This window comes from Edaphobacter aggregans DSM 19364 (assembly GCF_000745965.1).
GTDB lineage: Bacteria > Acidobacteriota > Terriglobia > Terriglobales > Acidobacteriaceae > Edaphobacter > Edaphobacter aggregans.
Window position 1 is genome coordinate 1 of the sequence record NZ_JQKI01000082.1, and the last position, 24,771, is coordinate 24,771.

The window sequence follows — 24,771 nt, forward strand, 5'->3', positions numbered from 1 at the left end:
CGGCAATAATGCGCTGCTGTTGTTGCTGATCAAGAGTTGGAGCCTTGCCTGGACGGGCGGCATCGAACAACGCCCGCTCCAGCCCGCCATCAAGATACCGCTTGCCGATCTGCCATACCGCCTTGGCGGAAAGCTCCAGGTTGGCTCCCACCGCAGGCGTGGACTGTCCCTGATCCAATTGACGCAAGGCCAAGGCGCGCAATGTCGTGCGTACGACTGCAACCCACCTCCTAACAACTGATCGATCTGCTGTCGATCTCGCTGCTTGAGTTCAATCTGAAGTCGTATGCCTCTGCTCACTCCCCAGAGATACAGCCAGCACCAGAACCCAACAAGCGCCTACATTGGTTACCTATACATGCGGCCACAGTACAAGTGCATTGGCATCGAGCACAATCATCTCAGCGGACAGCACTCTTTTCCACAGCCGTCGGGTGCAGTGCCCTGAGCGACTCATCGATCTTTGACTCATCGTCAAATTGCTCCCAAATGAGGGGTTTACTCGTAAGAGTGGCACGAGGAACTGAACTTCCACTTACTAATGTGCAAACCGGGAATCGTCTAGCGCTCAGTTCACCTGAAGGCCCGTTCTCGCTCGTTGAGAGCGAACGGGTCACGTGTCCGATACCAGACCACCTCGTCGGCAAGTGCATTCAACACCGGAGAGATCTCTCGCCCGAGAGCTGCATAAACTTCGTTGATAACGTCCAGCTCTTTCCGGAATTTGTAACTCACTCCTTACACCCGCCTCAACGCGGTGTCCTCTGCAAACCTGGTTGTGAGTCGTTGGAGTTCTGTCTTTGGGGGCGTGAATTGAGCAAGATTCCGACCATCCGAGCAAAAATCCGCACAACTCCCTATGTGATGTGCAGTTTACTCACAGTTGTGAGCAGAGGTCGGTTCGAAATCTGTCGGGATAACTCAACACAGGAGGGTAACTCAATGGAAGCAATCGGTTTGTTAGTCGCGCTCGAAGCACGCCCAGGCAAGGAGGCCGCTGCCGAAGCATTTCTGAAGTCGGTTCAGCCCCTCGCGCTCAATGAGAATGGGACCCTGAAATGGTATGCGATCAAGCTTGGGCAGAGGAAATTCGGCATCTTCGACACCTTTGCAAATGAAGGGGGCCGCAATGCCCACCTGACTGGCGAGATTGCGAAGGCGTTGGGAGCTCGGGCCAACGAATTGTTCGCGACTCCCCCGCAGGTCGAAAAAGTGGAGATCCTTGCAAGCACACCTTTGAAGAACAGGTGGGAGTGATTTGAATCGCAAGTCCTTTTGATTGCGATAGTCGTGCCTGACACGTAGAAGACCTGCACGAATCGTTCTTGGCCTTCGCGTGATCTTGCTGAGATTCCCCACGAATTCGCGTGGAGAATCCCGGGAGATTCAACAAGTCAAACCACCGGCCAGAATCAACGGATGCTTGATCGCCGGAACAACAAGGAGATATGAAGTGTCATACGTCACGGTTCGCAAAGAAAAGTTAGGCTGCGTCGCGCTCCCCTCCATCGCACACCGACACTCTGGGGCAATGAGTGTCACAACCTCAAATCAACATCCCTTCAGCACAAGCCGTCACCGCATGTTTCCTCTTGCGATGTTCGCTCTACTGGCAGCCGCTTTTGGATTCAACCAAGGAACTGGAGCTCAAAATATTGCACCACCCATCTCGGGTGTCCTGGGGCAGGTTCAGGCTGTCGATGATCATTCGATCACAATCCAGAACAAATCAGGACTTTCTCGTCTCAACATCAGGCAGCACCTCACAACCTATCACGCAGTTCCCTCGGACTTGAGCCACATCACGGACAATGACTACATTGGCGTCGCATCAACGGAGCTGCCCAACGGAACGGAGGTGGCAAAGCAGATCTTCATATTTCCGTCGGAACTCCGAGGCGCAGTGGAAGGCAGCGTTGTCATGGATGCGCAGCCCGGCGCTGCGACTCAGAGTCGGATGACCAACGGGTCTGTTTCCTTGCGGCACGCGGCCGAATCACACTCTCGAATGACCAACGGCGTCGTGCAGAAGGGGAGCGGAACAACACTGGTCGTTCACTATCAGGATGGAGCACAGACCATTTCTGTGCCGGCAAATGTTGCGGTCGTAGGTATTGTTCCCGGCGAGGTTCAGCTAGCGGCAGGGGAGACGGCCTACGCGAAGACCGATAAACAAGCGGACGGCACGCTCACCACGCATATGATCCTCGTGATCGGCGGACCCCCCTCGGGAAATACCAGGTAACAGCCGGAGGCTGTGTCTTGCCATCTAGCAGGCGAATCCACAATGAACGAATGGCTACAGGCGCGCGGGCACCCAGGACCCACGCGCTCGTAGTCCGCCGGCACCACATCTTAGTACGAATCAGTCATTGGCTCACCATTCCGCTCATTCTCGGCCTGATTCTGAGCGGCATATCGATCTACTGGGCTTCACCTATTTATCGACATAATCCGGATCCGCAGTCAGGTACCTTCGACTACTTCGCTGACGCCGGAATCTGGATTTGTGTTCAGATACCTTGGCTGCACCACTACGCAGACCCAGGGGACTGGGTCTACAACCACATCAGCCTTGGACCCTTCATGCTCGCCTTCGCTTTGCGTTTTCACTGGCTCTGCGCGTACTTATTCGTGCTGAACGGACTGGTGTACCTTGCTGGCCTTATTCTAGGAGAGGGGGGTGGTGCTCACTCCTGCCCCGGTTGAGCGATGCTCGCGGTGTTCCGCAGGTGGCCAGATATTTACCTGGGCTTCCCCTACGCCATACTGGCCCGGCGCCGGCAAAGGCATCTTGGCTTTCGCACAAAATACAACCCCCGCCCTGAGAGAGTGCCAGACTCTGAGGAGTGAATGGTGCGTGCATCCGCGTCCATTGGCGCCAAAATCCATAGCGCCGTATCGACAGTGCTCGGCAGGCAGAGTTTGGCCTGCAGAAGATTTTGGAGCGAGCATTGTGGATACGGCGATTTGTACTAAACCCGGATAGGTTTTGGCAGGACAATTGCTTCAAGGGGATTCAATCCATCGCAGCTATTTTGTGCGGACTTGAGCGGAAGCGTTGCGACTGTCGTGCGCAACATGCAATTTGTCCTGCCCAAAAATCTACCATGCTTCCACCTACCCGCGGAGCGGGTTTAGTGCAAATCGCCGAGTCACTCGTCGAGTAGTGGCGTGGATTTCCGCGAGAGTTGAGTCTGGGGGTCGACTTCGACTAATCGAGGGCTCGTTGATACCAGATGGCTAAGTTCGCGCCAGCAATCCGCAGCGCATACCGTAATCGAACGTAAACGAGATAAATTTCGGGTAGGGCTATGTCCGCTGCAAGAACGGGTAAGTCGTTCCGCATTGAAAATAAAGAGGTTGCGCACTGTACCTGTATTTGTACCCAAACTGGAACCGATGCGCCGACGGCCCTTCAGAAACAGAGCATCTCAATATTCATCACGGCAAATAGATTGAACCACATAGCGTGATTCGAAGATAGTGCCCGGAGGGGGACTCGACCCCCCGTGGGATTGCTCCCTGCGAATTTTAAGTCTCCGAGGGATACCGTAAGTCTATGATAAATAAGCGTAATTGAGCGTAAGCCAGCTTGACCCAAGTCCTTGTCTACCCGACATTTATCGTAGTTGAGCGTAATTTGGCCAAACTGATGTCTGTACCCGAATCTGTACCCGAAATCGTTGCATTTTGCATCCGTCCAGTACTGCAATTGCAGTATGAAGCTACCGCAATCTAGCACCAATTCCCTTCCTTCTTTAGTTAATCGTTTGGGTCTGAACACTCGCTCGCAGAGCTACCCGAATGGCGAAGGACACCAATAGCCCGGTGCTGTCGGCAGACGCTGTGCAGTCGGCGACCCGCGCTTACCTCGCTGCCTTGACCATCGCCGGGCTTGCCATCAACGCCCTCTTCCATATTCATTGGGTAGATTCCGTGGCCGCGTTAGCTGCAGTTCCCATTCTTATCATTGAAGGGCGTCGGGCTATGCGTGGCGAAGGATGCGGCTGCGGATAGGCGAATGGCGGCAGCGCAGGGCGTTCGTCAGTCGCCTTCTGTCCGATAGAAGTGCTCTGTATTTACGAATTGGCCGTCGCGATTTCATCTGCTATGTTGCGCGGAGTGAGCCTTCCACGTTTGAGAGCCCGTTCCTTCATCATCACGAAGAAGACCGGGACCAGGATCAGGACGTGAACAGTTGAGGTAATCATCCCGCCGACAATAGGTGCGGCAATCGGCTTCATCACATCGGAGCCAATACCCGATTCCCATAGGATGGGCACGAGGCTGGCCAGGACCGCGCATACCGTCATGAGCTTTGGCCGTAAACGCTGGACAGCCCCTTCGATGGCCGCTGCTTCCACATCGGCGTTCGTCAACGGCTTACCGCCCTGCAGTTTGTGTTCGAGCGCTTCATGGAGATAGACCACCATAACCACGCCGGTTTCCACGGCAATGCCGAACAGCGCAATGTAGCCGACCGCCACCGCAACGCTGAAGTTGTAGTGAAGTAGCCACTGGAGGAGGAGTCCTCCACTCATCGCATAGATTGTGGGAAAGATGAGGACAAGCGCCTCCGCCACCGAATGAAAGACGAGGTACAGCAGTAGGAAGATCACAAAGAAGACGACGGGAAGAATCAGTTGTAGCCGCTGCTTCGCTCGCAGTTCCAGTTCATACTCTCCCGACCACTGAAAGGAGTAATTTGCCGGCAGCGCCAGTTTGTCGTGAAGGAGCTTGTCTGCATTTTGGACGAAGCCGCCGTAGTCGGTGTTCTTGAGATCGATGTAGATATACCCCGTAAGAGCGCCATCTTCATCGCGGATCATGGCGGGACCATGTGTGAAGGAGATTCGCGCTACCTGCCCCAGCGGGATCTGCGCACCGGATGGCGTACCTATCAGAACTTCGCGCATCTTCTCGACATTGTCGCGGAAGTCTCTTTGGTAGCGGACATTGATGGGATAACGCTCGCGGCCTTCGATATTCTCAGCGATATTCTCTCCGCCTATGCCGGATGAAACAGCAGTCTGAACGTCCGCAATGGTGAGGCCGTATCGAGCTGCTTCCTCTCGATTGACATTCACGTTAACGTAAAAGCCCTGCGCGACCTTCTCAGAGAAGACAGATCGCACTTGCGGCAGCCCGGAGAGCGCGGTCTGAATCTGCGAAGCGAGTTGCTGGATACCATCCACGTTCGGTCCCTGCACCTTCATACCAAGCGGCGTTTTGATGCCAGTCAGCTCCATATCCAGGCGATTTTCGACTGGCATAGTCCATGTATTCGAGAGGCCGGGAAACTGGAGCTTTTCGTCCATCTGTTGAATGAGCTTTTCGTAAGTCATCCCTGCGGGCCATTGCTCCCGCGGCTTGAGCATTACAGTCGTGTCGTACATATCCAACGGAGCGTTATCGGTGGCACTATCAGAGCGGCCAACTGCGCCGAATACAGTAGCCACTTCTGGAAAGCTGCGAAGGATTCGGTCCTGCTGTTGCAGGAGACCCTTCGCCTGCTCGATGGAGATACCGGGGAGAGCGGTCGGCATATATAAGGTAGAGCCTTCGAAGAGAGGCGGCATGAATTGGCTTCCTAAACGGGATGCGAGCGGGAACGTGACCACCAGGAAGATCAGATTGACCGCAATAGTGAGCCAACGGTGATGCAGGCAGAACCGCAGAATCGGCAGGTAAATCGCCTGGGTGACGCGCGAGATTGGATTCGCTTGCTCTGGCCGCAGACGTCCACGAATGAGCATTACCATCAGGACGGGTACAAGGGTGATAGCGAGGATGGATGAGGAGCCAACAGCCAGGGTCTTCGTCCACGCCAGCGGACGGAACATCCGTCCCTCCTGCGCTTCGAGCAGGAATACCGGCAGGAAGGAAACGACAATGATCAGAAGGGAGAAGAAGAGTGCAGGACCCACCTGCTTCGCTGCATTGATAAGGATCTTCTGCCGCTCTGGTTCCGATACCGGATTAGCATCGTTCTCCTGCCGTTCCGATAGATGACGATAGCCGTTCTCGACCATCACGATGGACGCATCGACAAGAACGCCAATGGCCAATGCGATACCGCCCAATGACATGATGTTCGAGCTCACTCCCAGCCAGTACATCGGGATGAAGGACACCAGCACCGCGATGGGCAATGCGAGGATTGCGATGAGCGCAGATCGGAAATGAAACAAGAACACGATGATGACAACGCTCACAATAATCGCTTCTTCGAGAAGATCGCGTTGCAGCGTTTTAATCGATGCATCGATCAGGCCAGAGCGGTCGTATCCTGGCATGATCTGGACGCCGAGTGGTAAAGACGGTGTGATTTCGCGGAGCTTTTGTTTAACCCCGTTGATGACGGTCAGCGCATTCATGCCCTGGCGCATGACGATGATGCCTCCAACCGTCTCACCTTCTCCATTCCACTCCGCGACTCCTTCACGGATATCAGGACCGAAGCTCACCGTTCCGAGATCGCGCAACAGGACTGGCGTTCCGTTCTTGCTGCTGACGGCAACGGTTGCGAGATCGTCCAACGACCGCAGATAGCCGAGACCGCGGATCATGTATTGTGCGCCGCTCAGGTCGAGCACCCGTCCACCGACTTCATTCGTGCTCATCTTTACTTTGTCGATCACCATAGAAAGCGGAATGCCGTAGGCAAGAAGTTTGTTGGGATCGAGGTGTACCTGATACTGCCGGACGAAACCTCCGATGCTGGCGACCTCAGCGACTCCGGGCACGGTTTCGAGGGCATAGCGGAGATGCCAGTCCTGCAAGCCGCGCAGGTCGGCAAGGCTATGCTTTCCACTCTTGTCTACTATTGCGTACTCATAGACCCAACCTGCGCCCGTTGCATCGGGGCCAATGGAAGGATGTACATTCTCCGGCAAACGTCCGCTTATCTGTTGTAGGTATTCGATGACACGCGAGCGTGCCCAGTAGAGATCGGTGCCGTCCTGAAAGACCACGTAGACATAGGAGTCCCCGAACATGGTCTGAGCCCGAACAGCCTTCACATGAGGAGCAGCGAGAAGGCTGGTGACGATCGGATAGGTCACCTGGTCTTCGATAACGTCAGGCGGCTCGCCTGCCCAACTGGTATGTACGATCACCTGTACATCGGAGATGTCGGGCAGCGCGTCGAGTGGCACATGCTGGAGGGACCATATTCCCGCAAGTGTTAACAACAAAACCGCTGTAAAGACTAAGAAGCGATTGCGTGCGCAAACATCAATGATTCTGGAAAGCATTACATGCCTCCCGTCGCGTTCACGTGCAACTGCTTCGTGGCGACTACCCGGCCGTTTTTCTGAACGGAGATGGTGACCTGCCAGGTGCCTCCAGAGCCGAGCGAGCCGCTTCCCTCATATAGGCCGTTGCCTTTGTCAGCAAGCTTGGTAGTCGTGTTCATCGCAGCCATGCCCATCGCCGGCATTGCGGCCATATAAAACGTAACTGTTACGTCGGCGCCAACAATCGGCGTATTTCCGCTACCAGTCAGGTGTACACGGAATGTATTCGACCCCTTATTCGGCGGGTTGGGATCGGTTGTGAAGTCAATGTTCGCCTGAGCGGCAGGTGCATTCGCTGGCGGAGCGTTACTGCCCGCACCCGGTGGAGGTGGAACGAACGAACCTGCGGCAGCTTGCAACTGACTCTCTGAATCGATCAGGAAGTTCGCTGAAGTAACGATGGACTGATGTGCTTCCAACCCCTTGAGCACGACGAAATCATCCCCAACGCGAGGGCCGGTAGCAACTTCCTTCGGCTCCAGGTTGCCATTGCCATGATTGAGAAATACAAGTTGTCGAGTGCCGGATTGAAAGACTGCCGAGGCAGGCAAGACAAGCTGTCGTCCGAGGCTGGATTTCACATCGACGTTCACGAACATGCCCGGTTTCAACTTGAGTCCCGGATTCGCAATCGCCAGCCGCACACGGACGGTGCGGGTTGCCATATCCACTTGTGGCAGGATCTCTTCGATCTGACCCGAGAATGTGCGCCCCGGATACGAATCGACGGTAATCTGCACTACATCACCGGGCTTAACGCGGCCAACGTCGTTTTGGAAGATCTGAGCATAGACCCATACGCGTGACAGGTCAGCAACGGTGTAGAGCTTCGTCGACGGCTCGGCATACATATTGGGCAAAGCATTGCGCTCGGTGATGTATCCCGCAACCGGCGAGTTGATGGTGAGGTCAGTAATTGGTTTGCCCGTCTCCTTGAGCTTTGCAATCTCGCTCTGCGGAACTTCCCATTGCTGCAAACGCTGTTCTGCTGCCGCAGATAGTGATTCTGCCCCGGCTGCAACTCCGTCTACGGTGCTCGTACCCAACGTCTTCTGGTTCTGCCGCGCCAGCAGATACTCCTGCTGCGTGGCCACCAGATCCGGGCTGTAGATAGTAAAGAGTGGTTCTCCTTTGCGCACGTATTGATAAGTGGCGCTGGCAAAGACCTGGCGAATGTAACCGGGAAAGCGCACCTGCACGTAGGAAAGAAGACGCTCGTTGATGTCCACTGTGCCGGTCGCGCGGATGTCATCGTCCAGTTGTTTGTATTCGACAGTTCCTGTCTTTACGCCAATGCTCTGCATCCGCTCGGGCGTGAGCTGAACGGGAACCAGCGGTGTTTCCATCTTTTGTTCTGGCATGGATGGCACTGCCTCTTGCATAGCTGGCGATGGACCAGCAGCCACGGGTTGCACATCCCCGGACATCGGCATACTCATCGCTTGGGGCTGTTTCGCCCAATGGGAGCGGTATGCCCAAATCCCTGCGACAACAGCCAGAACTAGGATCCAGACGAGAGAGGTTCTCCAAACATATTTGTTCATCGCAGTGTCGCTCCTGTCAGAGTTTCGATATGAGCCAACGCAGCTTCGTGATCTTCAAGCATCTCTGCGTACTCGAGCTTCAGGTTGAGAAGGTCAGTGAAATATGAGAGGACGTGAATGAACTGCTCGCGATTGGACGCATAGGCGCTAAGTGTTGCGCGATAGGCTGCATCGGACTGCGGGATGAGACCTTCTCGATATTCCTTTAGCAGCTCTTCATCGCTCGTTGCTTTTACATATCCCTCTTTCACCTCTGCGAGCTGCTGTTGGAGATGGGCGTCAAGTGTCTGTTGCGACTCAGCACGTTTCTCTGTAGCTTCTGTAATCTCTGCATTCACTCGTTTCTTGCGAGGAAAACGCACATCGAAGGTGAACATGTAATAGTCCCTGTACTTGCGGTCGGTGTTCTGATACATGTAGCCCACCTCAAAGTCTGGCTTTCCCTCACGCTTTGCGGAGGCCAATTGGGCATCCTGCCTCTGAATGGAACTCGCATCGACCTGGATCTGGGGGTTGTTCTGCCGGACCACGGAAAGAAGCTCATCGGAGGACTGCTTTAGCGGAGTTTCGATGAGGTCTTCAGTAACGATGTCCGGTGAGCTTTGATCGTGCTTGAGTAAGCCTTTGAGATGCGCCTGTATCTGCCCCATTCGTTGATGGTGCATGGTGATCTCTTTCACGATCTTTGTTCGGTTCACTTGTGCCTGGAGGACATCCTGCTGCATCCCCTGGCCTACCTGATAATGGGCCGTTGCATCCTGAATGAGCTGGTCAAGAACCGCTTCGTTTTGGCGCAGGATGCCAAGTGTCTGTTGCAGGTACGCCAGCTGGAGATAGTCGGCCTTTACCGCGTCAGCAATGCTGGCCTTCGTGATTTCTACCTGAGCTTGTTTCGTCTCTGCGTCACGTTCCGCAACTTCTCCTCGCAATCGCAGTTTTCCCGGATAGGGCAACTCCTGCGATGCTCCAACCCCGATGTAGGCAAAGTCGCTGTTCGTGTATCCCGCTAACGGTTTGGGGCTGCCCACACTCAACTGCTGGTAGGTAAATTTAGGGTCGGGCAGAGTAGTCATCTGCGGCGCTACTTGTCGTGCGGCCAGCGCGCCATGATTGGCGGCGGAGATCTGGGGGTTGTTTGTCCCGGCCTCAACTAAAAGCTGGGACAAAGGCGTAGGGCTACTCGCCGCGGTCGTCTGCCCAGAGGCAGAAAATACGGTGGCAAGCATAAGCGTGGCGGTCAACAAAGAGACCACGTTCATACAAAAACTCCAATCTCAAATGCAGTTCAAGGCAATGCCGAAACATGCAGACAGGCGTGTGCGCTCGGCAAAGTAGAGTGCGAGAGTGGAGTGGACTAGATTCTTAGGATGGAGATCGTCGCGGGCGGCGACTTGGGAGGCGAGTGGTCGGAGTGCTCAACCCAACCAGTGACGGCAGAGGCAGGATTCGCCAACACGGACGCAGCCAGCCAGATAACGGGAACTACAGTCGGGTGGAACGTCACTGCCTTCGTATCCAGTGCGTTGTCGTGGACGCTCGGCGGAATCTTCTGGCAGCAACCATGCGACGCCGGCATTCCCATCTGTCCGCATTGGTTCTTCATCATGCGGCAGCAGGCACGTTCTTGAGTGCTCATCTGCGCACCGGGAACCATACAGGCCATCGCCGGAGCCAGGCATGACACCAGAAGGAGTACCAGCACACCGAATTGGCGAAGAGCACGCATCTCCTTGCTTAGACTACGGCTAACTCCCAAAATGGAGCAAACAGCGGTTCAACACTCTCGTCGCCCCTCACCTAAGGCCCCAAGAGACTTCTTAGAACTTGCAAGCCGCTGATCATGCCCGATACGGAACGGCGAAATTACCTTTCGAAAACTAGCGCGAACGCTAAAGGCTCTCGTGGTGCCGCTCACCACAGCCGAAGTCCGCAGCGCACCCCGTAATTAAGGGTAACCAGCATGTATGTTGCGTAATCCGCGCATCAAAACCACATTGCGCACAGTAACGCATTGAAAATAATATAGATGGGGCCCTACCTGAATCTTTATCCAACTTCGCCGGATAGGCCGAACTGCTTCACGCTTCGAGCGCTTCAATACATCTTAAGTTACTTTACAGCAATGACATAAGCGTCATGGAAGATGGTGCCCGGAGGGGGACTCGAACCCCCACTCGATTGCTCGATGCGAATTTTAAGTCCTATTTCCCATGGTTCGCACTTCCCTGCACCACATCGCACAGAGAAGAATAAGAGCATCAAAATGAAATAGATGGACCAGTTATCCACATCGCACCCTGGCGCACAGAAAAGCACAAAATCACGGTGCAAAGTGGCACCAAAAGCGGCACCAGATTCATGCCGTTTTGATGGCGACTCACCTTCAGTGTTAACCACAGAGGCGAAGACATATGAGACGGCGGCATTTGGCTTGGCGAGTGCTTTGGCGATAATGCGTTTACTTGATTTTGGCCAACGATTGGAATTCGCTCCTGGTCGATCACCGCCCGCTGAACGTCACCGTTCAGGAAATAAAGTGAATTGGTCTGGTCGCGCTCTATCGTGAACCGATTGCGGCTAAAGTAGAGCTCAGCCCAACGGGTCAGGTAATACTTGTTTTCCGCCTCCTGGGGACGGTATTGGAAGTTGCGATAGTCGATCGCTTCGGCTCGACCCACCTCGTTGATCCGTACGATCAATGGGTGGAGATCGGCCAGCGCCCTTTGACTCCGGAAGACGAGTGCCGCAAGAGAGAGACAGACAGCAGCGAGCACAAGGATCGTGATCTTCAAATAGGTGTTCATCACGAGTGGATCGCCGTACTGTTCGATATACTTCTCCGCTGCGCGTGTAATATCCGGCGATGTCTTGATCACGATGATTCTCCAGTCCGGTTAGAGTCCCCTGAGAACTGCGGCGGTGATGAGCCCGCCCATGCCGATGCCGTGACCGCCCACATGGCCAGAGAAGAGGCTGGCCGTCATGGTCGGAATCTTGAGCAGGATGAAGCCGGCTACGAAGCACAAAATAAGCAGCCCAGGCATCAGGTAGATCAGTCTCTGCGGATCGTTGATGTTCATCGCTCCGCTGGTCAAATAAGTGATGAGCAGGTGACTCATGACGCTCATGGTTGCGGCGGCAACTACCTTGTAGAATTCAAAACCCAAGAACGCCTTAAGCCATCCCCAGAAAAGGAACTCAGTCTTTTCAAACACCATCCACGGGATGAAAACAGGCCCGAGAAGGCCGATGATCGTTGCACCCACGGCACCGTAGGCAATGATGACGCCAATCAGCCCAGTAAGAATGCACAAGACAACTTGAACGGTATAGGTACAGAGAAGCATGTATGGCTCAGTGAATGATGGGGAGAGATTGCCGACCTGACTGAGCGCCGTATGGACAGTGTTCTGGACTTCCTGTGTGGAGTCCCGACCAATGTAATCGACCAGACTGCTGGTTCCGCCTCGAATGAAGCCTTTGAGTGAATATCCGATGCCGGGAATGGAGGCGTCATAAAACTTCACAAAGCAGTATGCGAACGTGATCAACAGGAAGAAGCTGAGGAACTTGGCTACGCTGAAGCCCGGGCCTCCCTGCGCTGACGCCAGAGCCTCCTGCACGCCAAACCAGACGAGCATGATGGTGGCGAGAGCAATGACCATGTGCAGCCCCAACGCATCTACTGATGGGGAGACAGTAGCGGTTAAATTGTCACAGCCGTTTTTGATCAGAATCAGAAAATCCATCGCCGGCCTCCATGCGGCTTAATAATGAAACGCCCATTGCGTCCCAGCGCTCGTCTGCTGGGGCGTCAAGTGGTTGAAATTCTGCTGATAGCCATTGCCAATCCGGAAAAGAGACTTGAGATTGTCTTGCTGCACTTTCTGTCCGACGATCTGCTGCAGGGCTTGGGCCTGAAGCATCTGATTCGTCTCCTGCTGTGTGCGCAGCTCGATGAGCAGGGCTTGGTTGATACGCTGAAGTGTCGCCATCTCGGTGTGCTGCCCAGGGTCCGTGGAATGCGTGGCTGCTTCGAGCTGGCTAATGTCCGCCTCACGCTGCGCCGAGTTCGCCCGGGCCGTTCCGACCGTTTGCAGATTGCTCGCGTTGACAGCGTCGGAGAGATCGACCGTCGCCCCCTGTGCCGCGATTGCCTGCTGCCCTTGTGTATTGAGAGCGGAATAGCCGGACATCTGCCCTGTGCGCGGGATGGTTGCAGCCTGGTTCGCGGCTGCGGCACCGTACCCGCTCGTTGCCGCGCTTATCCAGGGCAGTGAATTGCCATAAGTGTTCGCAGGTCGTGTCAACACGGTCCACTCCTGCCGGCCGAGATTGGCATAAGACGAGTAGAGCGTCTGCGGCAGTGAAGCCATTCGTTGGGCCAGGTTGTAGGCTGCAATCACATTTCTGGTTGTCTGGACCGTGGTCGTATACAGCTGGTTTCCTTGCGCGATTTGTTGAACTGCGTGGCCGGATTGTGTGGGATCGAACACAATGCCAGAGCCAAACTGAGCCTGCGCAACAGTAATGGAGCAGGTGGCGAACATGACAGCGATCAGGTTTCTAATTCTCACGGTGATTGCTCTTGCCTGCGTACGACAACCACACAATCCCGCAAACTTTCTGACAATCCCGAAGTGATCCACTATTCGTTCCGATCAACGGAGTTGAACATCTTTTCAATTCGACGCCGTGCCATCCCGTCCGTACCGCCAGAACCATAGTCCTTGCTGCCTTGAGCCAGTTGCGAACTTGAGCTATTGGCCAAAGTCGGGCAAGATCGTTGTGTTTATCCGGATCCTTTGCGGGTCGAGGACGGCCCCTAAGCAAGCGATGCAATCAGTCGCTGCACGTCGGCGTTTTTCAGGTAGTCAGACGCATTCGACGTTGTGTGGGATCGGTATCCAGAGATGTTCCTGGGTACGTCTACTATGGAGGCGGGCAGTTACTCCTAGTCTCCTGAGTCATTGATTTCTTGCATAAGTGTCGGGGTCCATGAATGGCAAGAGTGGGAGCGGCCAGAACCAAGGTTCCGGTGCTATGATCCAGCCGTGGTTCGACCGCATCCCGCGGGCCGAGCCGCAACGGAGGCAATCAATGAGGCAGGCCGTGATCAAGAGCTGGTGGCTGCTGGCTTTCTGCGGCGTTCTCTACGCGATGTTTTCCTTCCTCATCCTTTCGCTGAGCCCGGACGGATCGCTTTATCTGCGACCTTGGGTGACTGCCAGAGGCATGATTTCACTACTCGGGAGGCTCGCGCTGGCAGCGGGCGTTTGCACAATCGCAGCCGCCATTTGGAATGCAAGAAAGAGCAACTCCTGGTTTCTAGCATTGAATGGTCTGGCATGCAGCGGACTCGGACTGCGGCTCGGGGCAACCAGACCGGTCGCCTTTCGCAGCGTCGCGTTGTCATCGTCGTGATGGGTGCGAGCATCGGGGTTCACGAATTGGTGACCGCCCGAACCTTGCGTGGGCACCTAGTAGACGAATAGCTGCTGGCTGCGGCCGGAGTGGTCTCGGTTGGTTTCGCTGGGGTATTTCTTGGTTTCGCGCTTGGCTGGATCAGGCTGGAACCGAGTCCGTCAGGCCAGACCTTCTACTGGCTGGGCACTTACTTCGGTTTCGGCGCAATCTGCCTGCTGGGACTAGCCGCGCGCCAGCTCAGGCCGCCGGCCACGATTCACGGCATAAGCAGCGACAGTGCATTGCCCGCTCGCTAAAAGTGCGCAGTAGCCGGATTGTCCTGAGTTAGAGTTCATCAAAAATGGAGTTGTCATCCTGAGTGGAGTTTGGCCGGTTTGCGGCCAAACAGAGTCGAAGGACCTGCTGTTCACACCCTGGAATTCTTCAACGAACTTATGCTTCACCACACTAGATATTCCAAAAGACTGATCCGTAATGGATATCTCTGATGCTCGTAAGTACTCGAAGTTTCCACACGCTTCCCGAAAGCTCCAGATAGATGCCTTCCAGGCATCAACATTGACGAAGAAGGTCTTGGACACCTGAAGAAAACACGGCCATTATCTCCTCATCGGAGGTTGTAATGGCGTATTCTTTCCCACCACGTTCTGTTCAGGTGACCAATCAGGCCCGCTTCAATGCTGCTGAATTCGAGCCTCTGCTCGACTCGAACGAAGCCGCCGCTCTTCTTCGCATTCATCCCAAAACGCTTCAGAAGTTAGCCCGCGCAGGCGCGATCAAGGGAAGCCATGCGGGCAAATGTTGGCGCTTTCGCGTCTCTGATCTGAACGAATGGCTCTGGCGTCAGGAGCGCGCCGGTTGATTTGTCCACGCTCTGGCTGGATGGCGATGGCGGGACCTTCGACAATCGGTACGCGTTCAACGGCGTTCGCTCTTTCACGAGCGGCCTCGCGCACTCGAAGGGCACAGCGATGTCGGTGAGCATCCGTGGCCGGGACTCAGATGGGAGCTTTGCTCCAGAGGGCGTCTCGCGTTCTGTATCCCGCCTTCTGCTCGGTCACGGCGTCGGGGCAATGCCGGCGCCCTGCGGCGGCTCGCTCTTCTGCTTCGGCACGGCCGCCCTTCGGGTTACGGTTTCCAGGCAAATCTATTTCGCAAAATGCAGCGAAAAGATTTCTCCGGAGCCTCCGTAAATGCAGAGCTTCGGCACTTGGGAGCCGGGCCCCTCGCTTGGCGTCGCCCAGTGTGACCCGAGCAGGTTCGGGAAATTCAACAAACGGAGACAAAGTCATGTACCTATCAAAGTCAACCTCATCGGATTCCTCGGCGGTGATGCAGAAGTTCGCAATGCTAACAATCGCAGCTTTACAACTCTCTCACTTGCGACCAAGTCCTCCTACAAGGACAAGAAGAGCGGCCAGTATGTCTCGCACACCGAGTGGCACCGCTGCGTCATCTTCGGCAAGCTCTCCGAATTCGCAAGCACGCTGACTAAGGGCGCTCACATCCAGGTCGAGGGCGAGCTTCGTAGCCGCCAGTATGACAGCAAGAAAACCGACTCCAGGCAGCGCCTCTGGGAGATCCGCGTGGATTCGATTCTCAAGCTGGATCGGGCCGAGAAGGCCTCCGCAGACGACCAGGAACACGAAGACGCTTCGAGCGAGGAACCGGCCGCATAGGCCGCTCCTCTTCGCCCTCGGAAGTCCGGTCATTCGCCGAGCTTCCGAGGCTGTGGGGTTTTCTCTATGAGTTTCGAATTGATCCTCCCATTCCTTCGGCCTATTGAGCCGCTTTTGCTCGACGAGAGCGTGAGCGAGATCATGGGGAATCCCGACGCTTCCTGGTGGTATGAGCGCGATGGAATCGTTCGCCGGGAGAAGACCGTTCAGTTCGACGCCGGCAGACTCCGCACCGGTCTCGAAGTGATTGCGAATCACCTCGGAAAGCGGCTCGACGAAGACAACCCTCTCCTGCACGCGCAACTCCCGGACGGGAGCCGTCTTGCAGCAGTGATTCCACCTGTAGTGAGACCCGCTCCGGCCCTCACCATTCGAAAGTTCACCAGCAGGCGTTATACCGTCGATGACCTCATTGCTCGCGGCACCCTCACGCGTCCGCTCGCGGATTATCTGGGCGAGCAAATTTCGAACGGGAAGACTCTGCTTATCAGCGGCGGAACGGGCACCGGGAAGACGACGCTTTTGAACATCCTTGCCCAGGCGATTCCCGAAGATGAGCGCATCGTCGTAATTGAGGATACGGCCGAACTTCGCATCGAGAAACCCAACGTACTCGCCGTTGAATGCCAGACCGATACCTTCAAGGCGCGTATCTCATTCGACGACCTTTTGAAGTCGGCTCTGCGGTGGAGACCGGATCGAATCATTCTGGGCGAAGTGCGCGGAATCGTAGCGCGGACGCTGCTTGATTCCTTCAATACCGGCCACGCCGGCTCGCTGGCAACCATTCACGCAAATTCTGCGGAGAAGGCCCTCCACCGCTTCGCCAATCTTGTCATCCGAAGTCACTCCCAAGCGACGTTCTCCGATACGGAAGCCGAGATCGGAGAAGCTGTTGATTTCGTCGTGCACGTTGAACGCAAGCCAGGCCGCCGCACCGTCCGCGAAGTGCTGGCACTTCGCGGGTACGACCGGGACTCTAAACGGTTTCTGATCGAGCCCGTATTCGAGGTGCAACATGCTCAAGCATAGAAGACAGATTGCGGTGAATATCGCCGCTGAATTTCTGAGCCGTTCTTTCGCTTCCGGAGAGACGATTGCCATACTTCTTCGACGCGAATCTCCGGCAGCAACCGTTCAGCGAATTGTCACGCTGGAGTGTGCACTTCAACCTCGTTATCTCGGCTGGTTGGCAAAAGAGAACGCAGCCGGAACGAACGTGTATGTGGTCGCTAATCCCCTGGTTTCTGGCAGCCGGAAGCGCACTAAAGAAGCCATCGGCGAAGTCCGGCATTTGTACCTTGATCTGGACACGGATGCGGACTCGAAACTCGCCGCTCTCAGGTCCTTTAATCGCGTTCCGATTCCGACCGCGATCGTATCGACATCCGCTGGCAAATACCAGGTCCTTTGGCACGTGGAAGGCTTCACCTTCGAGCAGCAGGAAAGAGTGCTCAAGCTGCTGGCGATCACCTTCGGCGGCGACCCGGCTTGCACCGACTGCAACCGGGTTCTTCGCCTGCCCGGATTCCTGAATCAGAAATATGATCCGGCGCACCCTGTGAGTGTCGAATACCTCACCGATTCCGCGTCCAATCCCACCGACTTTCGCCTGGATATAAGAGACCCGGAAGAGCCCCTTCTAGCAAGCCGAATCCGCCCTCGAAAGGGGAGCGGGAAGCGTACCAATTCCGAGCGCGATTGGGCATGGGTTGTGCACGAATTAGCCCACGGCAAAGACGCGGGTAAGCTCACCCATGCCCTGGCCGAACGCCGCCTGGACAAACCGAACCCTCTCTACTATGCGCAGCGGACAGTGGACGTTGCATCGGCTCGACTGTGGCTTATCGAAGGTGTTCCGATGGCCGACATAGTCACGATGCTGCAGGTTCGCCGGCGCTTCGAGATTCCAAATGCTCTTTGCTCTGCCCGTGCGCAGGAAATCGCGCTCACCGCGCAACGCATGATCGTCCGCAAGAAGATCGCCTGAATTCAACCAAGGAGGAGTTTCGTCTATGCCGCTCATTGAGATCCGTCAGAGCCGTCTGGTAAGTGCAACGATACGGCTCGAATCAGCAACCGCCACACTGATCGATCAATACGCCAGATTTCTCCACGCGCCGGCCGATGATGTCGTGGATAAGGCGCTCAATTACGTGTTTTCGAAGGACCGCGAGTTTCAGGAGTACCTGAAGACAGCGCAGTCCTCGGATATTGTGCCCACTCTGCGGGTTCGCCGGAGTGGGAATGGTGAAGGAACCGAGCCTTCCGCCAACGGCAGAAGGCCCGTCGCAGGGGTGGAGGTGCGTGATGCGGTCCGTCGTGAGCCCGCTCCGAAGGCATGATTCGTACCCGAAGAGCCCGTTCGGTGCTGCGCACCGGATGAACTGTGACACTCCACCCCTGGGAGGGCGCTGTAGGGCGCTCGAGACGCTCTAGAGCTCCCTGTTTGAGATGTATAACTTGCACTTTGCAGGGCGCTTCAGGGCGCTCTGAGTAAACACACAGAATCGAGGGCCTAATGCCACAAATTGTCTCTGAGATAAACCAGAACCAGCCTCGCGAGTTTCGCACCGTCACCGCAAGCACGAAAGTGACGGAGCTCGAACTCGCCGAGCTTGAACAAGCCGCAGCTTCGCGAGGAGTTCGCCTAGGAGAATGGGTCCGCGACGTACTCTTGCGCGAAGCGAGATCGTCGGCCGGCGCTCCCGAAGCGGACCCGCTCATGACCGAAATTGTCGCCTTGCAATTGTTCTTGACGAGCGTTCTTTCATTCGTCGCATGCGGCGAACGCATGAGTGCTGACCAATACCAGGAATTGATGCGAAATGTAAAAGTCAGCAAGCGCCGCACGGCGCGTGAGATCGTCGCCCAGTACGCGGCTGAGAGAAAGGAGGAGGGCTATGCCTGAGACAACATGGGGCAGAAAAGAGACCATCATCTGGCCGCCGCACAAGCCCATCTATACTCTTGGCGCATTGTTTCTGGCGCTGATCGCAACCGGCTTCTTCGTCTATATCCGCTTCGCTTTCGCGCTCACTCCGTTAGAACGGTTCTATCTGCCGACGTACATCAAAACATCCATCGCGCCCAGCCTTCGTTCGTCTGGGAAATACCAGATGCTTTTGATTGCCGCCGGAGGCAGGCGCGCTTGGTACGCCCGTGAGGAAGATGTCGAGGTCGGGTCAACACAGCAAGTAAATGACAAACCGATCCAGCTTGCGCTGTCCGAGGCCGCGCGCCAGCGTGGCGTGAAATTCCTCTATCGCAGCGTGCCACTTGTCTTCCAGAACACCGCACTGAACACGTACTTCAAGCAACAGATTTATGATGGCCAAAACCTCACCGAGATTTTCTGGTGGCCGCTGATCTTAGGCGTGCTCTTCCTGCTGGGCCAGCTGCCGTTTTCGATTCCGAAGGACATTCGCCGGCGCAAGGAGATGAAGTACGGCCGCCGCCTTAAAGGACCAATTCTCGTCACGCCGAAACAGTTCAACAAGGCCATTCAAGGAACGGGAGTCGGCCTGAAGGTAGACCAATGCGGTGAACTACTGCGGGTTCCGTTGCGCGCGGAAGACCAGCACTTCGAGATCATCGGCGATACCGGCAGTGGCAAAACGACGATCATCTTGCAAATGCTCCGCCAGATTCAAACGCGCGGGCATTCGGCGATTCTCTATGATCCCACCTGCGAGTTCATCGAGCGGTTCTACGATTCCTCCCGCGGCGACATCGTCCTCAATCCGCTCGATCGCCGATGCCCTTACTGGGGTCCATCGGATGAGCTTGTCCGCCGAGCCGAGGCGCGTACCATTGCGGCTTCGCTGTTCCAGCCCACTAATGATAAGAAGGGCGAATTCTTCATAGAAAGCCCGCAGAAAATATTCGCGCATCTCTTGCTCGATTTGCCCTCGCCTCAGCAGTTGGTTCAATGGATGTCGCATCCGGAGGAGATTGATCGGAGGGTCCGAAACACGGAACTTGCTTCGCTGATCGACCCTTCGGCTCCGCAGCAACGCTCCGGCGTACTCGGTTCGCTAAGCCTGATCGCTGACAGTTTCCGATTGCTGCCAAAGAAGGAGGACGCGAAGACAGAATGGACGGCTCGCGAGTGGTCGAAAGACCGCAAAGGTTGGATCTTTATTACCTCGCAACCAGCCGAGCGCGAGGCACTCCGGCCGCTTCACAGCCTGTGGATCGACATGCTCGTTCTTCGGCTGCTGAGTGCGCCGAAGCCCGAGCAACACCCAGTCTGGTTTGTGCTGGATGAGCTGGCCAGCTTGCAGAAGTTGCCTCAACTGCACACAGCCATCACAGAGAACCGCAAGTCGCGCAATCCGATTGTTCTTGGGTTCCAGGGAAAGGCGCAGTTGGAGGTAATTTATGGCCCTCTTGCCGAGGTGATGCTCTCGCAGCCTGCCACCAAGATCTTTCTCAAGACCACGGAGCCGAACGCTGCCGAGTGGGTGAGCCGTGCCATCGGCAAAGTGGAGATCGAGCGCATGAAAGAGACACACTTTGACGGTAGTCGAACGGGCAAGAACTTCGCCCTCGACCGTCAAACGGAACCGCTAGTGCTCGACTCAGAGATCAGCGGCCTCGAAAACTTGCACGCCTACCTGAAGCATGGCAACTACGTTGCCCGCTTCTCCTTTTCCGTATTGGATGTTCCGGCAACCAAGCCGAAGTTCATCGAGCGATTGGAGGACGATTACATCGTCCGCGAGCCAGCCAAAAAGCAACAAGAGGAGCCCAGGATCCTTGCTCCGGTTTCTACAGATCTGACGCCGCACAGCAATGGACAAGCACCGTCCGTGGTGACGGTGAAACCCGCAAACGATGATCTTGAAGAAACCCAATCATCGTTTCCTTTTGGCACGGGGATATAGCGCATGCTTACCATCTCAAAGCCGCTGTCTGCTGGCCAGGCGCAACACTATCACCAGAAGGAGTTCACTGCTAAGGAGCAGAACTATTGGTCGCAACGCGGCGTGATTGCCGGCGAATGGCAGGGCCGTCTCGCTGCGGAATTGGGACTTGCCGGTACCGTTTCCGCAGAGGACTTTGCCAAGCTCAGCCAGGGCCAACATCCGCAGACGGGCGAACAACTGGTTCGCCAGCGAGCGTCGTACGAATACCAGGATACCGGCGGCAAGACCATCAAGACGATGGAGCATCGCGCCGGCTGGGATGCCACCTTTTCCGCTCCCAAATCGGTATCATTAACCGCGTTGGTAGGCGGCGACGATCGTGTGCGTGAGGCGCACCACGATAGCGTTCGCACGGCGCTTGAACAGCTCGAATACTACACGCAGGCGCGTATCGGCGGGAATCATCAGCCCGAAACGACTGGAAAGTTCGTTGCGGCCAGGTTCGAACACGACACAGCCCGCCCGGTGGACGGGTATGTCGCCCCGCAACTCCATACTCATGCGGTCGTCTTAAATATCACCGAACGTGAGAATGGGCAGACGCGCGCCATCCAGCCGCAAAGCCTCTTCGCCTCCCAGCAGTTTGCCACCGCCGTCTATCAATCCGAATTGACCTACCGATTGCGGGAATCGCTTACGTTTTCGCGCGATAAGAACTTCGAGCGAGAAGCTGTCGTCGATGAGCGGGCGCTGATCCGAGATGGACTCCGGAGAGGCATGGGCGAGGTCACCTACGCCCAGGTTCGCGGCAACCTTGAGACCCGAATTGCATCCGGAGAATTCCAGACAGTGGAACGTGTTCACATGCCCGGTCGTCAGTTCACGACGGCCAAGACCATTGCGGCTGAGCAGGAAGTCGTCAGCCGTGTGCGCGAGGGCCGTAACCAGGTCGAGCCAGTTCTCTCTCGATCCCAGGCCATCGCTGTTGCCGACCACTATCCGCATCTCAACCGGACTCAGAAGAACGCGGTTGAGGATGTGCTGATTTCGCCAGACCGCATCCAGGGCATCCAGGGTTTCGCCGGTTCGGGCAAGACCACGACGCTTTCTGTTATCCGCAACACTGCCGAAATCCAGGGCTATCAGGTTGAGGGACTAGCACCAACCTCCCGCGCCGCGCGCCAGCTTGGCGACGCTGGCATTGAGGCCGGAACGCTGCAGGCATTCCTTGCCCGGTCGGCAGTCCCGACTCCTCCAGAGCAGAAGCATTTCTATTTTGTGGACGAATCGAGCCTCGCCAGCACCAACCAGATGCGCGAGTTTCTTTCCCGTATCGCGCTTCAGGACCGTGTGTTGTTGATCGGGGATACTCGGCAACATCAGGCCGTCGAAGCGGGCCGCCCCTTCGAACAATTGCAGGAGGCTGGAATGCGTACGGCCAAACTTGATGAGATCGTCCGCCAGAAGGATCCGGCACTTAAATCTGCTGTCGAAATGCTTGCAACAGGTCAGGTCTCCGCCGCTCTGGACGCTCTCCAGAGACAGGGCCACGTCAGGGAAATTCCCAACGCAGAAGAGCGCATTCGCGCTATCGCCAGAAGCTATATTGAATCGCCCGAAAGGACGCTCATCGTCTCGCCAGATAATGCCTCACGGCGCGAGTTGAACGCCGCCGTCAGGCTGGAACTGAAAGCCAACGGCACCATTGCGCCGGAGGATCACAGATTCCGCATACTCGTTCAGCGCCAGGACATGACCGGCGCCGAACGTTCCTGGACCAGCCGCTATGACATCAACGATGTCGTCCGCTATGCGCGCGGCAGTAAAAGCGCCGGAATCGAAGCAGGAGAATATGGAACAGTAGTCGGCACCAACTCGGCCGCCAACCTGCTTTCGGTTGAGAGATCCACTGGTAAGCTAGCTAATTACGATCCGCGCCGGCTCACCGGCGTCAGCGTCTATCGGGAAGTCACCCATGAGTTCTCCGTGGGCGACCGCATTCAATTCACCGCTCCCGACAAAACGCTGGGCGTCGCAAATCGCGATCTCGCAGTCATCGAGTCCGTTGCATCGGATGGACTCATTACCGCCCGCCTCAACAACAACCGGCGCATCGAATTCGACGCCAGCGAGCACCGCCACTTCGACCACGGGTATGCAGTCACCAGCCACAGTTCGCAGGGACTTACCGCAGAGCGTGTCCTGGTCAATGCCGACACCGGCGTTCACCCGGATTTACTCAACTCCCGATTCGGCTACGTCTCCATCTCCCGCGCCAGCCACGAGGCCACCCTATTTACTGATGACATGACCAAGCTAAACCCGCAACTCAGTGCCGATGTCTCCAAGACCTCGGCGCTGGAAGTCAGCCAAACGACATCCATCAGCCAGGGCATCGCAACGCTCTGAGCCAGGGCCGGGGAGATTTTGCAGACATGTCTGCAAAATTTGAATTCACCAGACACTGTCTGGTGAATTCTCTCGACGCCGTCCAGAGACGATAATGTCGTAGCTCTGCAAAGCCAAAGTGTCGCTGCCCCATCCTGAGTTCAGGGTTCGGAGGCGACAGATTGGGCTGGCTAAGTGTGAGCAAACGGGATTTGCAGCGGATCGAAGTTTTGACTGAGGTACTGGCTGGCCGACGCACGACGAAGTCGGCGGTGGGTGTTTTGGGCATGAGCATGCGGCAGACGCAGCGGTTGTTGTCAAGGTACGGCGACGGTGGCGGCGGAGCGCTGATCCATCGATCTCGGGGCCGTCCGGCGGTCAACCGTTTGGGAGCGGGAGTTCAGGAGTACGTGCTCGGGCTGGTCCGGCAGCACTTCCGCGACTTTGGGCCAACGCTCGCGGCCGAGGCGCTGCTGGAGCGGCACGGGGTTGAGATCTCGCGTGAGACGCTGCGTAAGTGGATGGTCGGTGACGGCTTGTGGCTATCGCGCAAGCAGCGCAGAAGCTTCCATCAGCCACGGCTACGACGCGAGTCGTACGGCGAGCTGGTGCAGATCGACGGCAGCGATCACCGCTGGTTCGAGGACCGCGGCGAGCCTTGCACCCTGCTGGTATTCATCGACGATGCCACGAGCAAGCTGATGCAGTTGCGCTTCGTGCCCAGCGAGAGCACGGACTCCTACTTTCAGGCGCTGCAGGGCTACCTCGAAGCCCATGGCTGTCCGGTAGCCTTCTATTCCGACAAGCACACCGTCTTCCGCGTCAACAAGCCGGATGCCAGCGGAGGCTCGGGCATGACCCAGTTCGGTCGTGCTTTGGCGGAACTCAACATCGAGATCCTGTGCGCGAACTCCAGTCAGGCTAAGGGACGGGTTGAGCGAGCCAATCGCACTCTCCAGGACCGCCTGGTCAAGGAGCTGCGACTAGCTGGCATCTGCGATATGGCAGCTGGCAACGTCTTCCTGCCGGCGTTCCTGGAGCACTTCAACGAGCGCTTCGCCGTGCCTGCTCAGAAGCCAGAGAACCTGCACCGCTCACTCCATGTCAAGGCAAGTCAACTCACCGATATCCTCTGCCACCGCGAGCAACGGCATGTCGGCCAGCAACTCACTCTTGCCTATGATCGCAAGCAGATCATTCTGGAGCGGAGTGAACTATCGGAGAAGCTGGCCGGTCAGTACGTCGAGATCTTTGACTTCTCCGACAGGCCCTTAGTACTACTGTGTTATAAACGTAGATGCAGACAACAGGGACATCTGGGCAGAGAGCGTGCAAGGTGGGTTGCGATCTGTCGGCGCAGGGTGGTAATGGATTGAGGATTATGCCGTTCTGTGCGGACGGGCAGCGCCTCTGGGCGTGTAGTCGGATCGCACGCGGGGTATATGAATCTGGATGTGGGCTGCTTTGATTGGCCACGAGTTGCTTGAGGGGGGAAAAAGGCACCGCTCCAGAACCAGGAAGCTATAGGCAGCGATCGATAGAGTTGCATGATGATGAAACC

The 24,771-nt window shown here is 56.2% G+C and carries 22 protein-coding genes; 14 read left to right on the forward strand and 8 right to left on the reverse strand.

Annotated features, from left to right (window positions below):
* The coding region (locus Q363_RS22525) for a helix-turn-helix domain-containing protein (RefSeq protein ID WP_169747089.1) at positions 1 to 193 on the reverse strand (193 nt) is incomplete at its 3' end.
* Between the two features lie 749 nt (positions 194 to 942).
* On the opposite strand from Q363_RS22525, the gene Q363_RS22530 reads away from it, so the two are divergent.
* From Q363_RS22530 to Q363_RS22550, 4 genes are all read left to right on the forward strand, one after another.
* Positions 943 to 1,257: a putative quinol monooxygenase gene (locus tag Q363_RS22530; RefSeq protein ID WP_035355080.1), complete on the forward strand. Its 315-nt coding sequence runs from the start codon at positions 943 to 945 to the stop codon at positions 1,255 to 1,257.
* A 196-nt stretch (positions 1,258 to 1,453) separates the two neighbouring features.
* The gene (locus Q363_RS22535; RefSeq protein WP_157467366.1) at positions 1,454 to 2,245 is read left to right on the forward strand and encodes a hypothetical protein; all 792 of its coding nucleotides are present in this window, start codon (positions 1,454 to 1,456) and stop codon (positions 2,243 to 2,245) included.
* A 50-nt stretch (positions 2,246 to 2,295) separates the two neighbouring features.
* Positions 2,296 to 2,709, forward strand: a complete 414-nt coding sequence (locus Q363_RS22540; protein ID WP_035355084.1) for a hypothetical protein — start codon at positions 2,296 to 2,298, stop codon at positions 2,707 to 2,709.
* Positions 2,710 to 3,807: 1,098 nt separating this feature from the next.
* Positions 3,808 to 4,020 carry a cation diffusion facilitator family transporter gene (locus tag Q363_RS22550; protein ID WP_051979159.1) on the forward strand — a complete coding sequence of 71 codons (213 nt, stop codon included), beginning with the start codon at positions 3,808 to 3,810 and terminating at the stop codon, positions 4,018 to 4,020.
* Positions 4,021 to 4,082: 62 nt separating this feature from the next.
* On the opposite strand, the gene Q363_RS22555 is transcribed toward Q363_RS22550, so the two are convergent.
* The 7 genes from Q363_RS22555 to Q363_RS22585 form a co-directional block, all read right to left on the reverse strand.
* On the reverse strand, positions 4,083 to 7,259 hold the full coding sequence (locus tag Q363_RS22555) for an efflux RND transporter permease subunit (RefSeq protein ID WP_035355089.1): 3,177 nt from the start codon (positions 7,257 to 7,259) through the stop codon (positions 4,083 to 4,085).
* Positions 7,259 to 8,662, reverse strand: a complete 1,404-nt coding sequence (locus Q363_RS22560) for an efflux RND transporter periplasmic adaptor subunit (RefSeq protein ID WP_245632395.1) — start codon at positions 8,660 to 8,662, stop codon at positions 7,259 to 7,261. Before Q363_RS22560 ends, Q363_RS22555 begins: the two co-directional genes overlap by 1 nt.
* A gap of 179 nt (positions 8,663 to 8,841) precedes the next feature.
* Positions 8,842 to 10,104, reverse strand: coding sequence for a TolC family protein (locus tag Q363_RS22565; RefSeq protein ID WP_035355093.1), 1,263 nt, complete (start codon positions 10,102 to 10,104; stop codon positions 8,842 to 8,844).
* Positions 10,105 to 10,199: 95 nt separating this feature from the next.
* Positions 10,200 to 10,571 (reverse strand): hypothetical protein, encoded by a 372-nt coding sequence (locus Q363_RS40945; protein WP_157467368.1) that lies wholly within the window; start codon positions 10,569 to 10,571, stop codon positions 10,200 to 10,202.
* Between the two features lie 532 nt (positions 10,572 to 11,103).
* Complete coding sequence (locus Q363_RS22575; protein ID WP_035355097.1) at positions 11,104 to 11,721, reverse strand: VirB8/TrbF family protein; 618 nt, start codon at positions 11,719 to 11,721, stop codon at positions 11,104 to 11,106.
* An 18-nt stretch (positions 11,722 to 11,739) separates the two neighbouring features.
* On the reverse strand, positions 11,740 to 12,594 hold the full coding sequence (locus tag Q363_RS22580; RefSeq protein WP_035355099.1) for a type IV secretion system protein: 855 nt from the start codon (positions 12,592 to 12,594) through the stop codon (positions 11,740 to 11,742).
* An 18-nt stretch (positions 12,595 to 12,612) separates the two neighbouring features.
* Positions 12,613 to 13,422 carry a hypothetical protein gene (locus Q363_RS22585; protein ID WP_157467370.1) on the reverse strand — a complete coding sequence of 270 codons (810 nt, stop codon included), beginning with the start codon at positions 13,420 to 13,422 and terminating at the stop codon, positions 12,613 to 12,615.
* Positions 13,423 to 14,894: 1,472 nt separating this feature from the next.
* Between Q363_RS22585 and Q363_RS22600 the strand changes: the two genes are divergently transcribed.
* From Q363_RS22600 to Q363_RS22645, 10 genes are all read left to right on the forward strand, one after another.
* On the forward strand, positions 14,895 to 15,134 hold the full coding sequence (locus Q363_RS22600) for a helix-turn-helix domain-containing protein (protein ID WP_035355112.1): 240 nt from the start codon (positions 14,895 to 14,897) through the stop codon (positions 15,132 to 15,134).
* 1 nt (position 15,135) lies between these two features.
* Positions 15,136 to 15,465 (forward strand): hypothetical protein, encoded by a 330-nt coding sequence (locus tag Q363_RS22605; RefSeq protein ID WP_035355115.1) that lies wholly within the window; start codon positions 15,136 to 15,138, stop codon positions 15,463 to 15,465.
* The gene (locus Q363_RS22610) at positions 15,466 to 15,951 is read left to right on the forward strand and encodes a single-stranded DNA-binding protein (RefSeq protein WP_084080652.1); all 486 of its coding nucleotides are present in this window, start codon (positions 15,466 to 15,468) and stop codon (positions 15,949 to 15,951) included.
* A 66-nt stretch (positions 15,952 to 16,017) separates the two neighbouring features.
* A complete protein-coding gene (locus Q363_RS22615; protein WP_084080653.1) occupies positions 16,018 to 16,983 on the forward strand; it encodes a TadA family conjugal transfer-associated ATPase in 966 nt (321 codons plus the stop codon).
* Positions 16,970 to 17,941, forward strand: coding sequence for a DNA-primase RepB domain-containing protein (locus Q363_RS22620; RefSeq protein ID WP_035355117.1), 972 nt, complete (start codon positions 16,970 to 16,972; stop codon positions 17,939 to 17,941). The genes Q363_RS22615 and Q363_RS22620 overlap by 14 nt, the downstream gene beginning before the upstream one ends.
* A 25-nt stretch (positions 17,942 to 17,966) precedes the next feature.
* A complete protein-coding gene (locus Q363_RS22625; protein WP_051979161.1) occupies positions 17,967 to 18,296 on the forward strand; it encodes a hypothetical protein in 330 nt (109 codons plus the stop codon).
* Between the two features lie 176 nt (positions 18,297 to 18,472).
* Complete coding sequence (locus Q363_RS43035; protein WP_035355120.1) at positions 18,473 to 18,862, forward strand: hypothetical protein; 390 nt, start codon at positions 18,473 to 18,475, stop codon at positions 18,860 to 18,862.
* Positions 18,855 to 20,840 carry a type IV secretion system DNA-binding domain-containing protein gene (locus Q363_RS22635; protein ID WP_035355124.1) on the forward strand — a complete coding sequence of 662 codons (1,986 nt, stop codon included), beginning with the start codon at positions 18,855 to 18,857 and terminating at the stop codon, positions 20,838 to 20,840. The genes Q363_RS43035 and Q363_RS22635 overlap by 8 nt, the downstream gene beginning before the upstream one ends.
* Before the next feature lie 3 nt (positions 20,841 to 20,843).
* On the forward strand, positions 20,844 to 23,231 hold the full coding sequence (gene mobF, locus Q363_RS22640) for a MobF family relaxase (RefSeq protein WP_035355126.1): 2,388 nt from the start codon (positions 20,844 to 20,846) through the stop codon (positions 23,229 to 23,231).
* A gap of 176 nt (positions 23,232 to 23,407) precedes the next feature.
* Positions 23,408 to 24,586, forward strand: a complete 1,179-nt coding sequence (locus Q363_RS22645) for an ISNCY family transposase (RefSeq protein ID WP_425387755.1) — start codon at positions 23,408 to 23,410, stop codon at positions 24,584 to 24,586.
* Positions 24,587 to 24,771: the final 185 nt, after the last annotated feature.